The organism is Kribbella swartbergensis (assembly GCF_054784135.1).
In genome coordinates, this window is sequence record NZ_BAAGPM010000022.1 from 515,373 (window position 1) to 527,373 (window position 12,001).

General features: G+C 68.0%; 16 protein-coding genes and 1 tRNA gene. 6 read left to right on the top strand and 11 right to left on the bottom strand.

Translation table 11 applies throughout. The features are described 5' to 3' along the window. Nucleotides 1-168: 168 nt before the first annotated feature. The 3 genes from ACYVOK_RS20935 to ACYVOK_RS20945 all read left to right on the top strand — a co-directional run bounded on the left by ACYVOK_RS20935 (nt 169) and on the right by ACYVOK_RS20945 (nt 2,161). Complete coding sequence (locus ACYVOK_RS20935) at nt 169-1,053, top strand: sigma-70 family RNA polymerase sigma factor (RefSeq protein WP_460664166.1); 885 nt, start codon at nt 169-171, stop codon at nt 1,051-1,053. A gap of 355 nt (nt 1,054-1,408) precedes the next feature. Next, on the top strand, nt 1,409-1,951 hold the full coding sequence (locus ACYVOK_RS20940) for a hypothetical protein (protein ID WP_460664167.1): 543 nt from the start codon (nt 1,409-1,411) through the stop codon (nt 1,949-1,951). A gap of 137 nt (nt 1,952-2,088) precedes the next feature. Further along, nucleotides 2,089-2,161 (top strand) — tRNA-Asn (locus tag ACYVOK_RS20945). Between the two features lie 232 nt (nt 2,162-2,393). Here the strand turns inward: ACYVOK_RS20945 and ACYVOK_RS20950 are convergent. Next, entirely contained in the window at nt 2,394-2,531 is a 138-nt protein-coding gene (locus ACYVOK_RS20950; RefSeq protein ID WP_460664168.1) for a hypothetical protein, read from the bottom strand. A 334-nt stretch (nt 2,532-2,865) separates the two neighbouring features. On the opposite strand from ACYVOK_RS20950, the gene ACYVOK_RS20955 reads away from it, so the two are divergent. From ACYVOK_RS20955 to ACYVOK_RS20965, 3 genes are read left to right on the top strand one after another with little or no spacing between them, the layout of a single operon-like run. Continuing rightward, the gene (locus ACYVOK_RS20955) at nt 2,866-3,264 is read left to right on the top strand and encodes a hypothetical protein (RefSeq protein ID WP_460664169.1); all 399 of its coding nucleotides are present in this window, start codon (nt 2,866-2,868) and stop codon (nt 3,262-3,264) included. A 15-nt stretch (nt 3,265-3,279) separates the two neighbouring features. Beyond that, nucleotides 3,280-3,486 (top strand): hypothetical protein, encoded by a 207-nt coding sequence (locus ACYVOK_RS20960; RefSeq protein WP_460664170.1) that lies wholly within the window; start codon nt 3,280-3,282, stop codon nt 3,484-3,486. A 56-nt stretch (nt 3,487-3,542) separates the two neighbouring features. Beyond that, the gene (locus ACYVOK_RS20965) at nt 3,543-4,061 is read left to right on the top strand and encodes a hypothetical protein (protein WP_460664171.1); all 519 of its coding nucleotides are present in this window, start codon (nt 3,543-3,545) and stop codon (nt 4,059-4,061) included. A 273-nt stretch (nt 4,062-4,334) separates the two neighbouring features. Here the strand turns inward: ACYVOK_RS20965 and ACYVOK_RS20970 are convergent, their stop codons facing one another. From ACYVOK_RS20970 to ACYVOK_RS21015, 10 genes are all read right to left on the bottom strand, one after another. Further along, nucleotides 4,335-4,679 (bottom strand): hypothetical protein, encoded by a 345-nt coding sequence (locus ACYVOK_RS20970; protein ID WP_460664172.1) that lies wholly within the window; start codon nt 4,677-4,679, stop codon nt 4,335-4,337. After that, nucleotides 4,679-5,419 carry a hypothetical protein gene (locus ACYVOK_RS20975; protein ID WP_460664173.1) on the bottom strand — a complete coding sequence of 247 codons (741 nt, stop codon included), beginning with the start codon at nt 5,417-5,419 and terminating at the stop codon, nt 4,679-4,681. The genes ACYVOK_RS20970 and ACYVOK_RS20975 overlap by 1 nt, the downstream gene beginning before the upstream one ends. Then, complete coding sequence (locus ACYVOK_RS20980) at nt 5,406-6,059, bottom strand: E3 binding domain-containing protein (protein WP_460664174.1); 654 nt, start codon at nt 6,057-6,059, stop codon at nt 5,406-5,408. Before ACYVOK_RS20980 ends, ACYVOK_RS20975 begins: the two co-directional genes overlap by 14 nt. Continuing rightward, nucleotides 6,059-6,487 (bottom strand): hypothetical protein, encoded by a 429-nt coding sequence (locus ACYVOK_RS20985; RefSeq protein WP_460664175.1) that lies wholly within the window; start codon nt 6,485-6,487, stop codon nt 6,059-6,061. Before ACYVOK_RS20985 ends, ACYVOK_RS20980 begins: the two co-directional genes overlap by 1 nt. Further along, a complete protein-coding gene (locus tag ACYVOK_RS20990; protein ID WP_460664176.1) occupies nt 6,480-6,764 on the bottom strand; it encodes a hypothetical protein in 285 nt (94 codons plus the stop codon). Before ACYVOK_RS20990 ends, ACYVOK_RS20985 begins: the two co-directional genes overlap by 8 nt. Nucleotides 6,765-7,438: 674 nt before the next feature. Beyond that, on the bottom strand, nt 7,439-7,720 hold the full coding sequence (locus tag ACYVOK_RS20995; protein WP_460664177.1) for a hypothetical protein: 282 nt from the start codon (nt 7,718-7,720) through the stop codon (nt 7,439-7,441). A gap of 503 nt (nt 7,721-8,223) precedes the next feature. Continuing rightward, nucleotides 8,224-9,507, bottom strand: coding sequence for an AAA family ATPase (locus ACYVOK_RS21000; protein WP_460664178.1), 1,284 nt, complete (start codon nt 9,505-9,507; stop codon nt 8,224-8,226). Then, the gene (locus ACYVOK_RS21005; RefSeq protein WP_460664179.1) at nt 9,504-9,821 is read right to left on the bottom strand and encodes a hypothetical protein; all 318 of its coding nucleotides are present in this window, start codon (nt 9,819-9,821) and stop codon (nt 9,504-9,506) included. Before ACYVOK_RS21005 ends, ACYVOK_RS21000 begins: the two co-directional genes overlap by 4 nt. A 300-nt stretch (nt 9,822-10,121) precedes the next feature. Then, complete coding sequence (locus ACYVOK_RS21010; RefSeq protein WP_460664180.1) at nt 10,122-10,409, bottom strand: helix-turn-helix domain-containing protein; 288 nt, start codon at nt 10,407-10,409, stop codon at nt 10,122-10,124. A gap of 186 nt (nt 10,410-10,595) precedes the next feature. Next, nucleotides 10,596-11,738 carry a tyrosine-type recombinase/integrase gene (locus ACYVOK_RS21015; protein ID WP_460664181.1) on the bottom strand — a complete coding sequence of 381 codons (1,143 nt, stop codon included), beginning with the start codon at nt 11,736-11,738 and terminating at the stop codon, nt 10,596-10,598. Nucleotides 11,739-12,001: the final 263 nt, after the last annotated feature.

Here is a 12,001-nt window from a genome sequence, read left to right on the forward strand (position 1 = left end):
CCGCCGCCCCCGCACCGCAGCCGGCGCATGATACGCCCGCGGAACTGGCGAACCCGGATATCCACAGGGGCAGATCCGACGACTGGACGTAGTTATCCACCGACAGAAAGTCAGTCCGTTCGACGTGCCCCAAACACGGCACTCTCTTTGGCGAAGAGAGGGGAACGGATGGCCGAACTCGACTGTGATCCCGCCGACGTGACCGCGCTGGTCGCCTACCTGCGCGACATCGGGCACCACGAACTACTGACCCTGGAGGAGGTCAAGGAACACTCGTACTGGATCGAGGCCGGCCTGCTGGCCGCCGAGCAACTCGCCCGCGATCCAGGCCGGCACGACCCGGCGGACCTCGAGCAGGTGGTCGCCCTCGGCAGGCATTCGTGGCGCCGGATGATCGAGGGCAACCTGCGGCTCGTCGTGTCGCTCGCCAAGCGGTACACCGGCAAGGGCATCTCGCTCCTGGACCTGATCCAGGAGGGCAACATCGGCCTGATGCGCGCGGTCGAACGCTTCGACCACCGGCTCGGCCACCGGTTCTCGACGTACGCGATCTGGTGGATCAAGCAGGCGATCGGCCGCGCGATCTCGGACCGGTCACGTCTGGTCCGGATGCCGGCCCAGGCCTACACCGACGCCTGCCGCCTGGCCGCGATCCGCCACGACCTCACCCAGCGCCTGGGCCGCGAAGCCACCGTCCCCGAGCTCGCAACCGCAGCCGGCCTCACCATCGCCCGAGTCGAACGCGCCCAAGCCTGGCGAATCCATCCGGAAACCCTCGACCTGGACGACTCCGAACCGCTGGTCGACGACGAGGAGATAGTCCTCCGAGCCGCCCTCCGCCGCGACATCGCCCACCATCTGCAGTTCCTCGACGACCTCCACCGGCAAGTCATCCACCACCGCTACGGCCTCGACGGCCACAACCCCTCAACCCCCGACGAAACCGCCGCCACCCTCGACCTCACCCCCGACCAGGTCCGCACCCTCGAACGAGAAGCCCTCCGCCACCTCCGCCGCCGAGCCATCCCCCACCTCCGCGACTACGCCGCCTAACAGTGCTGTTTAGGACAGGTTCGTCAGGCTGAGGGTCGGACACAGTCGAGAGCTGTGTGTGGTTGCTGTCTGGGGTGAGGCCATCCTCCCGGGGCTGGTTTGATTAGTAATCCTGCGAGGGCTGCTCGACGGTTGCCTTCTGAAGTGCAGAGCTTCGTGCGGTCCAGCCGCTGGCATGGTGCGCTGGAGTCGTTCGGCCTTACCCGTTGGCTTGAGGCCGGCGGGCGCACCACGCCCGACCACCACAGATACCTAGACGGTGAAGCGGCAGTGGTGAGTGCCTGCCCGACGGGGAGCCCCGAGCGGGATACCCGCGCACCACCGCGGCGGCGGCACGCTTGGAGCGGCTGGGATGATGGGGATCGTGAGACTCAGGCGCACCACCTGGCCCCGCGAGCTGACCGAGTCGGTCACCGCCGCCTCCAAGCACGCCGGCAAGGAAGACATCCTCGCCGCGGTCCAGCTGACCGACGGCACCTGGGTCGCCGGCACCCGCGCCGCCGTCTACCTCCCCACCGACACCCCCGGCTCCGTACGCCGCGTCGGCTGGGAGCAGATCGAACGCGCCGGCTGGGACTCCGAGGCCTCGGTGATGCACATCTACGAGACCACCGACTTCGGCACCCCACTCCGCGCAACTGAGCTCAAGATCGACGACCCGGGCCGATTCGGACAACTCCTCCGCGAACGCGTCGACGCCAGCATCGTCGTCCAACGCCACGTCCCGCTCGCCGGCAAACGCGGCGTACGCATCGTCGGCCGCCGCAACCCCGCCGACACCGACGCCCCCGTCACCTGGAACTTCGTTCTGGACAAGGGCCTGGAGCCCACCCAGCCCGGCCTCGTGGACGCGGCCGAAGCCGCCCTCAAGACGGTCCGCGACGAGTTCGGCATCTGACCACAACCTGCGACCGGAAGCCCGCAGAACCTGCCCCGGAAGCCACCAACCCCGCCCCGGAATCCCGTTTTTGTAGTTCGTCCCGAGCCTGCTAACCTACTCAGGTCCTCAGGGATCGGGGGGCAAGATCACACCGATCCCGCGTAGCTCAATTGGCAGAGCAACCGGCTGTTAACCGGTAGGTTACTGGTTCGAGTCCAGTCGCGGGAGCAGACAAAACCGCAGGTCAGAGCCGGGTTCGCATAGTCGAGCCCGGCTCTCGTGCGTTAACCGTGCATTAGTGTGCCCGCCGCGAATGGGATGCATCGGGGCCGCCCCTTGCTTGTGGTCCGTTCGAGGACGGGCGGCAATTGTCGTAGCCAGCCTCGCAGTCGGGCTCTATCGTGGCGGTGGTGCCGACCTGTTGGCGCAGGCCAGCACCACTCGCGGGGTGGTTGCTACCTCAGTTGTGGTCGTGCCACCACTGGTACAGCAATGCCGCGAAGGCCAGGATCACCCGGATGATGCCCAACCAGCTCACAGGGTTGGTCCTGGCCTCGTGCTTCCGCCGCCGCCGCAACGGCGGCTCCCTCTTGCCCATGTAGAGCCCTCTCTGTTGTGTGGCCCGATCGAACGTCGCGAGCCCGTCGACAGCCAGCATTGGTGGTCACCGAAGCCCTTGCAAATAAGGGCCTTCCGGGACGTGGCCGTACATGAAGCGGTATGAAGCGGTATGAAGCGGCATGAGTCGGTATGAGGCGGCACGAAGCGGTCTAACGCAGTCAAAAATTGACCGGATATCGGACTCGCCTGCCTCAGGCGGGACCTTCTCGCGGGCCAGCGTCGCGCGTAGCGTCCGCCTCAGAAGCGCCACCGGCCGGGGTTGCAGCCCCGGGCCGATGGCTAGGCACCCACCTACCGAGAAGGTGAGCACCATGCGCCACAGCCTCCCAGACCCGCCCGACGACGCCCAGCCCCCGGAGCAGGCTTGGTACGCCATTGCGATCAGATGGGGCGGCAGCCCTCAGTACGAGTTGATCGTGACGCGCGACGCCAAGCTGACGATCCGCCGCACCGTCGACTACCTGGGCCGGATGGCGGACGCCACCGGCTCGGGCTGGCTCCGGCAGAACCCGCCACCAGACGCGGCCAGGGCCGACATGGCGGAGGTTGACGACTGGTTCGAGCAGTTCCAAGCGCACTCGTCCCGGCCCATCCTGGAGTGGCACCGCATCCCCGCCCCAGACGAGGGCAGCAAGGGCGAGGACGACGGCTCGGACCTGCCAGGTGTGGTCGAGCTACCGGACGAGCGACCACACGATCCGCGCGACTGAGAGGAGTGCCCACCCATGACCGAGACGACATGGAAGGTCTGCGGCCACCACCACCCGCCGAGACTGTTGCACCTGGACGGCTGCGAACACCTGGAGAGCCCTCGTGAGGGCTACAGCCCGGACCTGCGCGAGCCGGTCGGCGAGGAGACGCATCTGCGGCATTGCATGCACTGCGAGCAGCGCGCCGAGAAGGCCCGCAGCGGCTCCACGGGTTCCAGGTAAGCGAAACCGCCGAGACAGGCGGCACCAAACGCCACACAAGGATTAGGGGTCACACGATGTCGGTCGAACTCTGGTCTGCGATTCTTGCCGCTGCCGCCCTGTTGGTCGCGCTCGTCGCGGCCTACTTCGCCAAGCACAGCGCCACTGCTGCCGAGCGATCAGCTATAGCAGCCGAACGCTCCGCCGACGCCGCACGAGACCAGGCAGACGAGACACGACGCGCCAACGAGTTGGTCGAGCAGGCGCGTCGGCGCGGGGTCCGCGCGCCGGACGCGACCACTGAGAGCGCCCGCGCGGTCGGCTGGGAGGTCGAACGCGGTTCGGACAAGAACGTCCTGCGACTCCGCAACGTCGGCGAGGCTACCGCCACCAACGTCACTGTCGAGCCGAAATCGTGGTTCATCATGCAGGTGGACACCGACAGATTCGCCGGTCACGACGGACCCACGGTCGAGCCGAACGAAGCGCTCGACCTCTCCCTGGTGGGCGCGTTCGGCCAGGCCGTCTCGACGTTCGTACTCGTGTCGTGGGACGGCCTGGTAGCCCCGGTGCGGGTGCCGATCCCACCCCAGTAACACCGCCGGAGGGGCGCTCTTTCGTCGTGGAAGTGACCCCAGCGCCGCCACGCCGGGGCCACCCCTCTGTGCCACCAGCGGGGGGACCAGCAGGCCCCGCTGGTGACACTTGCCCGAGCCTCCCCAGCCAGCTCCGCCCGCCTGGTTAGAGCGGTAGCCGGTCACAGCCCGGGTGTGGCGGCCGACCAACCCACACCGCAAGAAGGCCCAGTGTGGGGGTCGGCCTTGGGTACCCGGGAGCAGGTCGGACGAAGGGCCCCCGGGTACGTTTCATCAGCCCTCGGCCTCGTCCGGGTAGAGGGCGGCGTGGTCCGCGTCCGGGGCGATGCTCACCGAGGGCCCGGGCAGATTCGCTAGCACGGGCGCGGGTGGCTTGGACGGGTCGCGGTCGGTCGGTGCCGGAGGTCTCTCCGGCGGCGGGCTGGCCAGGTTCACCGGCTCGATCATGGCGAGCCCGAGCAGGTGCCGGATGGTTGCCTCGTCCACGTCCAGGGGCAGCCAGTTGTCCCGGTAGAAGCCGAGCACCACAGCACCACCCCTGCCACCCATCGCGCCGGGCACCGAGGTGCGCACGGTGACGTACGGCGCGACGACGCGATACCTCGTTGCCTCCGGCATCAGGACGCACCTCCCGCGCCAGGCTCGGTTGTTGGTGTAGGCGCGGGTAGCGGCGTGGCTCTCGCCGTCTGCTGCTCGACCCAGGCGTGGTACGTCTCGTCGTCGGGCTCGTCAGCGGTGCCGATGGGTGCTACCGGCACCGTGTTGCGCTGCATCTTGTCCAGCCTGGCCTGAGTGCCGGCCGCGTCGGCTGCGAACCATTCCACCCAGGTTTCGGCCTGCGACGCCGCGATCTTCCCGGCCATGACGGCAGCATCCACGGCCATCCGCTCGCGGTGGGTGCGCTGGGCCTCGTGGTCGGCCCGAAGCTGCGCCAGCTCGTCGGCAGGCACCGACTCATGCCCGGCCGGAACCTCGGCCGCCTCGGTGAGCGCTTCGTTGACGGCGGCAACCAACACAGCGGGGTCGCTGGTCTGCACGCCGACGAGCTTGCCCAGCTCGCGCATCAGCCGGGCGCTGGCGTCCGCCCTGGCCCGCACCTCGGCGAGCGCGCCCACGTCCACCGGCTGCCACACGTCGCCGAAGCCAGGCACATCACGCACGGATGGCGGCGGCTCGGCTGCCTCGGGCAACGTGAACACCGGCAGCGAGGCAACCTCGACCTCCTCGCGCTGCTGCTGCCCCTCGGCCGCGTACTCGTCAAGCGCTGCCTTCATATCGGCATCTGACGCGTCTTCGGGCACGCCGGTCAGCCTGGCGACAGCGCGCCGGGCGCTGGCGGAAAACTCAGGCTTGCTCATCCTGCTGCACCTCCTCCTTCTGGCTGTCCTCACCGAACAGGCGAGCCCACTCCTCGGCGGTCAGCTCCTGCCGGTCTGGCGGCAGGGCCACGCGCCAAGCAGCGACCCGCGTCATGTACTCCTGCCAGCCGTACGCCCCGCGTCCGAGCGCGTTTCCGACTGCGTCATCCGCGCCCACCATCGGCGCGGCATCCTCCACCGGCGTCTCCAGCAGAACGAACAGCTCCGGCAAGCTCGGCGTCGCTGCGGCGGCGTGCCGGATCTGCCACGGCACACCGGCCAGGTTCTGCGGTTCCCACCCGCTCGCGGTCACCGGCGGGAGATTGCCGGAGGCAAAGAATGTTGGCGGTTCTCCGTACCCGCCACCATCGAGCGCCCGGGCGAGCGTCACCAACGGGTTCTCGTCGTAGTCGTCAATCTCGACCGGTGAACCACCGCCCCACGGGCTGAGCATCGGCCGCATCCGCGACGTGGGCCGCCGCCTCGTGGCCGCTGCGAGGACCGGACGGGCCGACGGGCGTGCGGCGGCCCGAACGTCGGCAAGACTGATCCGGCCACCGGCACCGGTCCCGCGCACCTGAGCCAGGGCGACCCCGAGCCGGTCGGCCTCGGCTTGGACGTGCTGCGATGCGGTGGCCATCACGCCACCTCACTTTCGTTGCGCTGAGCAAGAATCAGAGCCAGCTCGGTCCGGTCGAACTGCCAATGCCCGTCTACGCGACGGCCACCGAGCGACGGCGCGATCCGGCGCACGTGGCGGGTGCTCATGTGCAGCATCCGGGCCACCTCCTCCGTGTCGATCGCCACCGATGCTGGCATGGCGGCCGACTCCGGCAGGTCCGCGCGGTCATCGGCGCGGACATCGGCGGTTGCCGACAGCACCTGTTCCGCCTCAGCACACAGAGCCGCCAGCAGCGCGCGCGTCCCGGCCGACAAGCCAATGCCGTCCTGCCGTTCCGCCTGCCGTGCTCCAGCCAGCGCCAACCGGCACACGTCGACCAGCGCGCGGGACCGGAGCAGCACCTGACCGTTGCCTAGCCGCTCTATCGGCGGCAGTGTGTCAACCATCGCCAACACCGCCGCTCAACGCTCGCTCCACCTGCAGTTCGAATTCGAGTTCCCGGACGCGCTCCAGCAACTCCTCAGCCGTCCCAGTCGCCGTCTTCAGTGCCTCGCTGAACTCACGTGCCGTCTTGGCGTCGAGTACCTGCCAGCCGGGCGGCAGGACCGGCTCAGCCTTCGCCGACAGTCCCGCAGCGGCATTGCGGCCTCGCAGCCACCACCCAGCCACAGCGCCCACCAGCAACAGAGCAACAGTTGCCGCCAGCACCAAAAGCGTCATCATCGTGACTCCTCTCCGTGACCGCGCGCCCGCTCGGCCTCGACACGGACACGCCGCGCCTCGCGGCACTCCGGACTGCACGTCAACCGCCTTACGCTCGGTCGCCCTGCCGCCCGATCGAACGGTGTCGCGCACTCCGAACAGAACGCCACCTCCAGAACCGTCTCCGTCGTCATCCGTTGCTCCCATCAACTAAGGTCCCCGCCTTGCTCGAACGGCAGGTCTGGCACCAACGACGCTTGTACGCGCCCGGCTGCAAACCGGCCGGGATCACGAACAGCCGCCGACAAGCCCGGCACGTCCGGATCACCGGCCCCGACCCCGCCCGATTCGGGCCGCGCTTCACATACGGGCGGCCCCACGAGCGAGCCCACGCTGACACGCCTTGCACCACGTCCTCGGGCGGCCCCTGCGGCCCGTCCGCTCGATCGGCGACCCGCACCCAGCACAGGGATACGTGCCGTCGTTGCCCCAAGGCCCGGGTTCCGCTGCGTAATTCTGAGATTGCGAGCGCGGGGCTGCCCCGACGGTCTGGGACGTTTGGCCGGTCGAGATTTTATTTGCCTCGGTCGACTTGTCGTTGTCGTCGGAATCGGGTTGGGCTGCTTGGGCTTGGTCAACAACTTGCGGCCGGCCGTTGACCACGGCGTCAGGATCTTTCGTTGCGTTAGGCATCGTCACCACCGCCGCTTCGCTGGTGTGCAGCCTGGGTCGAGTTGCCCGGTGTCGTCGCGGTCGAGTTGTCGGCGTATCTCGATGTCGCGGCGGGCTGCTGCGGTGCGATGCTCGACGTTGCGCAGCTCGGCCAGCTCGTCGGTGACCCAGGCGTGGGCGTCGGCCCAGCCGGACAGGATGCGTTCGCGGTCGGCGTGGTCGTCGGCCTGCGCCTGGTTGGTGTCTCGGGCTTGACCGGGGGTCCCTTGCTGGGACTGGTCAGGAAGGTCAGCGGCCTCGCTCATCGGTGCACCTTGTCTGGGAGACGCTGTGCGCCGTTCTGGGCGCTCGGCTGGCGTCGGTGGCCGGTTGCCTGTCCTCGGTCCTGGTCGTCGCTGGTGGCCGTGCCCGGGTTCGCGGTGTGGCGCGTTCTGCGCAGGTCGGCGTACAGCCGGAAGATCCTTGCCGGGGACATCGGCTCTGTCCGCTGGCGGCGGTTGCGTCTGGGCATCGGTCGGTCACCTTCCCCGGTGTGCAGGTCGCTGTACGCCGACCTGGGCGACGTTCAGCCTGTGCGTCATTGACCGTTCACCCCTCGTGTTCGCGTCCATCAGAAGGGACGCACCTACTCGGTTCATGCGTCCCGAGTAGGTCGGTGTACCCCCGACCCTTCCGAGGGCTTAGAAAGCCGCACAGAGCGTCTCGCGCAGCGTCGTGATCGCAGGCACCACAGCAGGGCTTACTGGCCAGCCACCTTCTCGTCTGGCACTCGACCTGACGGCCTCCGCAGTTCTTGCACACCGGGTCGTCAGTCATCGGTCTGGTTGCCTTTCGGGTCGTTGTCAGGGGAGAGCCGCTCTGACTGCACCAACTGCTCTGACTGCACCAACTGCTGGGCTTCAGTGGGTGCAGTCAGAGCAGTTGGTGCAGTGGGAGCAGTCTCCCCAGGGGTTGCTCCCACTGTTGCGCTCGGCAACGTCCAGTACGTGCGGCGAGGGAACCCGCTGGAGCTGACCTCGGCCGCGATCTTCCGGCGGGCGCGCTTCAGCGCGTCTGGTGAGTGCCCTGCCTTCGCGCCCTCGCGTTTGATGACCGCGGACTCGTCGGTGCCGCCCTGTAACGTGAGCCAGTCGGTGAGCCAGTCCGCCGCCTCCTGCGTTGCGGTCCGGTTCCCGGCCCCGTCCGATGCGGCCTCCAGCACGTCGCCGAGACTGCGCTCGGTCTCGCCCTTCCATTCGACGCGCCCGGTCCAGATCGGGCCTTCGGTCGTGTCGGCGACGTGCGCCGAGACGATCCCGAAGGTGAGCGTCGGCAGGTCGGACCGACCCAGGTTGTTCTTCGGCTGACCCAGAATCCGTATGGCCTCGTCGTCGGGGTCGATCATGCAGAACAGCACGGCCCGGGCGACAGCGGCGAACGCACGTGATCCCATCAGCATCGTCAGCGGGTCAGTGCTGACGGACTTGTTCACGTGGATCAGTCCGAGAATCGCGGCACCGGTGTTCTCGGCGATTCGGACCAGCGGCTCCAGTGCCAGCCGGACCTCGGCGTCCTTGTGCGTGTCGAGCTTGGCGTCCAGGCGGCTCATCAGCGGGTCGAGCAGAACAAGCGCCGCCTGGACGTTGCGCGCCTGCGACTCCAGCGCGTGCAGGTCTCGCGGCAGGTTGAGCCCCGTCTCGAAGCCTGCGTGGGTCACTACGTCGATGCGGTACACCCGCTGCAGGTCTGCGCCAGCGGCCATGAGTCGGGGCACGATTGTCTGAGCCCAGGAGTCCTCGGATGCGGCAACAATGACCGCTCGCGGCTGGCCGAAGTGTGCCCCCGGCAACTGGCCTCGTGTCAGGTCGGCGGCGAGCTGGTATGCGACCGTGGATTTCCCGATGCCTTCCCGCCCGCCCAGTAGCGCAAGCGTTCCCAGCGCGAGACGGTTGAGCCACAGCCAGTGCACCGGCTTAGGTTCGATGTCGGCTGCCGATGTGAGACGGACGCGGCGAGACTGTGGCGACTCTTCAGTGTCCGAGCCGTCGCGGCCGTCCTGCTCGTCCCAGCCGTCCGGTGGGCCTGGGTCAACGTGCGGATAGTCCTTGCTCACGGCAGCAACCTCCCCTGCTCCCCGGCCGCGCCGTTGCCTACGGCATAGAGCCAGCGCCGCACGTTGTCGGGAGCGCCGGTGATTTCGACGTGGACCCCGCGCATCAAGGCGGCACGGACGACCGGAAGCACGCTCGGTTCAACCCGCGTCGCGCCGACGTGGATGGTTGCCCAGTCGCCCTGACAGGTGCGCTCCAGCGTCCCGGCCGCGCGGGCCTTCGCCGACTTGGGGTCAAGATCCGCCGACAGATCCACACGCGACCTGCCACGCAGCACACCCCGCGGCACCTGCTCGGGCTCGTCCTGGGCGCTCATCGGTCATCACCCGGTGGCCGTGGGTCCGTGCCCTGTCCGCGATGTCGCCAGCGGCTCTGCTCGTCCTTACAAATGAGGCTCGGGTCCGGGTACTCGTCCCGGCAGCCTCTTTTGCAATTCGACTCGTCGGCGAGCCTGCCGGGACAGCCGTGGTCATAGGCGTAGATCAGGATCTGCGACGACACCGGCATGATCTCGTTGCCGTCAGCTACATCGGATAAGGTGAAACCGATCTGCTCGTCAGTTGATCGCAGAGCCGCCCGGACTTCCGCCGGGCGGCTTCTTTCTGGGTCGGCCATCTCACTTGTCACCGCCGGGGCGTGTTACCTGGATTGGCTCAAGGAATGCGACCGCATCGTCCAGCAGGATCCGGTAGCGCTTCTTGCCGCCGAGCTGATAGCCGCGCAGGCGACCATCAGCGATGGCTCGGCGGAGGGTCTTGGGGTGGACGTCGAGCATCTCCGCCGCGTCTGCGAGGGTGAGGTATTTCCGTTGTGTCCTTGGGGTTTTCGGTTTCGTCGCGGGCATGGTGGGCCTTTCAGGAGTCTTGCCTGTCCGTCGCTGTCCACTTTTGCTCTGGAATTCCACCAAACAACTGAGTCGCCACTCACTAAACCGTGAATTCGCCGACAGCAGCGAACTGCATGCGTCAGTGTGCGTCAGTATTCGTCAGTTCACTGAGGGCAGGATGTACCCAAAATTCGTCCAGCAATAGTTCACATGCTGAGACGCACAAAGGCCCCCAGTAACCTGGGGGCCTCGGGAGTGCTCGGCTTAGTTGCCATTGGCAAGCTCCGACAGTCTCTTGGCGAGCAGCAGGTCTCGTTCCTCGCTGGCGTGCTGGTACTTCATCGCCATCGTGGGCGTGGTGTGCCCGAGCCGGGCCATGAGTTCGGCGATGGTCGCGCCCGACTGGGCGGCCAGGACAGCGCCGGTGTGCCGCAGCGCGTGCGGGGTCAGGTCGGGGCGACCGGCGGCATCCTTCGCCAGGTTGAAGCGATACAGCAGCGAGCTGTGCGGGAGTTGTTCACCGGACTTGACCGCGTAGAACAGCAGGCCCTCCGGGCCGATCTGGGCGTGGTCGCGGAGATGCGCCTTGAGCATCGGCAGCAGGTGCGGCGGCACATGCACCGGGCGTTTGCCGGCCGCAGTCTTGGGGTCGTCAACGATGACCTCGCCGTGGTCGCGGACCACACCGCGCCGAATCCGGACAACCCCTTTCTTCAGGTCAACGTCTTTGCGCCGCAGCTCGGTGACCTCGCCGAAGCGGAGAGCGCACCACGCCGACAACTGGATCAGCAGCCGCAGCCGGTCCGGCATCGCCTTGGTCAGGGTGGCCAGCTCGTCAAGGGTGGCCGGGCGCACCTCGGTCGTGCGCTTCGCCTTGCCCGCGCCACGGATGCGGCAGGGGTTCGCCGCGATCAACTCGTCCTCGACGGCGGTCGCCATGATGGCTTTCAGCAACGAGTAGGCATGGGCCTTGGCGGTCGCGCCGGTCTTCTTCTTGGTCGCTGCGGTCTTGAGCCCGGCGTACCACGAGCGCACCGCATCGGCGCTGACCGCGCCGACCGGCATCTCTCCGAGCCCGGGGACGATGTAGGTGTCCAGCAGCCAGCGGTAATGCGAGCGGGTGCGTGGCTTGAGCGTGCGGGCGGCCAGCCAGTCGGCCGCGTAGTCGCCCACGGTCCGGACCTGCGGCCGCTCGGCGGTCGCGGTCGGCGGCGACCAGTTCCCGTCGGCGATCTTCCGGGCCTCGCGGGAGAGCCAGCCTTCGCCGTCGATCTTGGCAGCGAAGGTGACGGGCGCGGCGTGGCGCTGCAGGTCGGGGCCGATGTAGCTCGCCTGCCAGCGCTTGGACGGCAGCTTGCGCAGCGTGCCGAACGCCCGGCGCGTCGCGGCGCGTTTCTTGGTGGTCATGGCCGGTTCCCCTCCCTGCGCCTGGGCGGTGCCCAGTCGCGGCGTGGCGTGCATCCTGCGTGCATTAGCAGAGTACGCCCGTGTCCTCCGCTGTCTATCCCCGTCTATATGCCGAAGTGGCTATATGCGCAGGTCACGGAGCGGAAATCGCTGGTCAGGGCTAGGTTCCCGGATTGACGGTCAGACTGGTTCGAGTCCAGTCGCGGGAGCAACCCAAAGCCGGCTTCCCCACGGGAAACCGGCTTTCTTCATGCACCCGCCGT

Excerpts from the sequence above, each read along its gene's own strand:
- ACYVOK_RS20935 (WP_460664166.1), top strand. The coding sequence starts at position 169 with ATGGCCGAACTCGACTGTGATCCCGCCGACGTGACCGCGCTGGTCGCC.
- ACYVOK_RS20940 (WP_460664167.1), top strand. The coding sequence starts at position 1,409 with ATGGGGATCGTGAGACTCAGGCGCACCACCTGGCCCCGCGAGCTGACC.
- ACYVOK_RS20950 (WP_460664168.1), bottom strand. The coding sequence starts at position 2,531 with ATGGGCAAGAGGGAGCCGCCGTTGCGGCGGCGGCGGAAGCACGAGGCC.
- ACYVOK_RS20955 (WP_460664169.1), top strand. The coding sequence starts at position 2,866 with ATGCGCCACAGCCTCCCAGACCCGCCCGACGACGCCCAGCCCCCGGAG.
- ACYVOK_RS20960 (WP_460664170.1), top strand. The coding sequence starts at position 3,280 with ATGACCGAGACGACATGGAAGGTCTGCGGCCACCACCACCCGCCGAGA.
- ACYVOK_RS20965 (WP_460664171.1), top strand. The coding sequence starts at position 3,543 with ATGTCGGTCGAACTCTGGTCTGCGATTCTTGCCGCTGCCGCCCTGTTG.
- ACYVOK_RS20970 (WP_460664172.1), bottom strand. The coding sequence starts at position 4,679 with ATGCCGGAGGCAACGAGGTATCGCGTCGTCGCGCCGTACGTCACCGTG.
- ACYVOK_RS20975 (WP_460664173.1), bottom strand. The coding sequence starts at position 5,419 with ATGAGCAAGCCTGAGTTTTCCGCCAGCGCCCGGCGCGCTGTCGCCAGG.
- ACYVOK_RS20980 (WP_460664174.1), bottom strand. The coding sequence starts at position 6,059 with ATGGCCACCGCATCGCAGCACGTCCAAGCCGAGGCCGACCGGCTCGGG.
- ACYVOK_RS20985 (WP_460664175.1), bottom strand. The coding sequence starts at position 6,487 with ATGGTTGACACACTGCCGCCGATAGAGCGGCTAGGCAACGGTCAGGTG.
- ACYVOK_RS20990 (WP_460664176.1), bottom strand. The coding sequence starts at position 6,764 with ATGATGACGCTTTTGGTGCTGGCGGCAACTGTTGCTCTGTTGCTGGTG.
- ACYVOK_RS20995 (WP_460664177.1), bottom strand. The coding sequence starts at position 7,720 with ATGAGCGAGGCCGCTGACCTTCCTGACCAGTCCCAGCAAGGGACCCCC.
- ACYVOK_RS21005 (WP_460664179.1), bottom strand. The coding sequence starts at position 9,821 with ATGAGCGCCCAGGACGAGCCCGAGCAGGTGCCGCGGGGTGTGCTGCGT.
- ACYVOK_RS21015 (WP_460664181.1), bottom strand. The coding sequence starts at position 11,738 with ATGACCACCAAGAAACGCGCCGCGACGCGCCGGGCGTTCGGCACGCTG.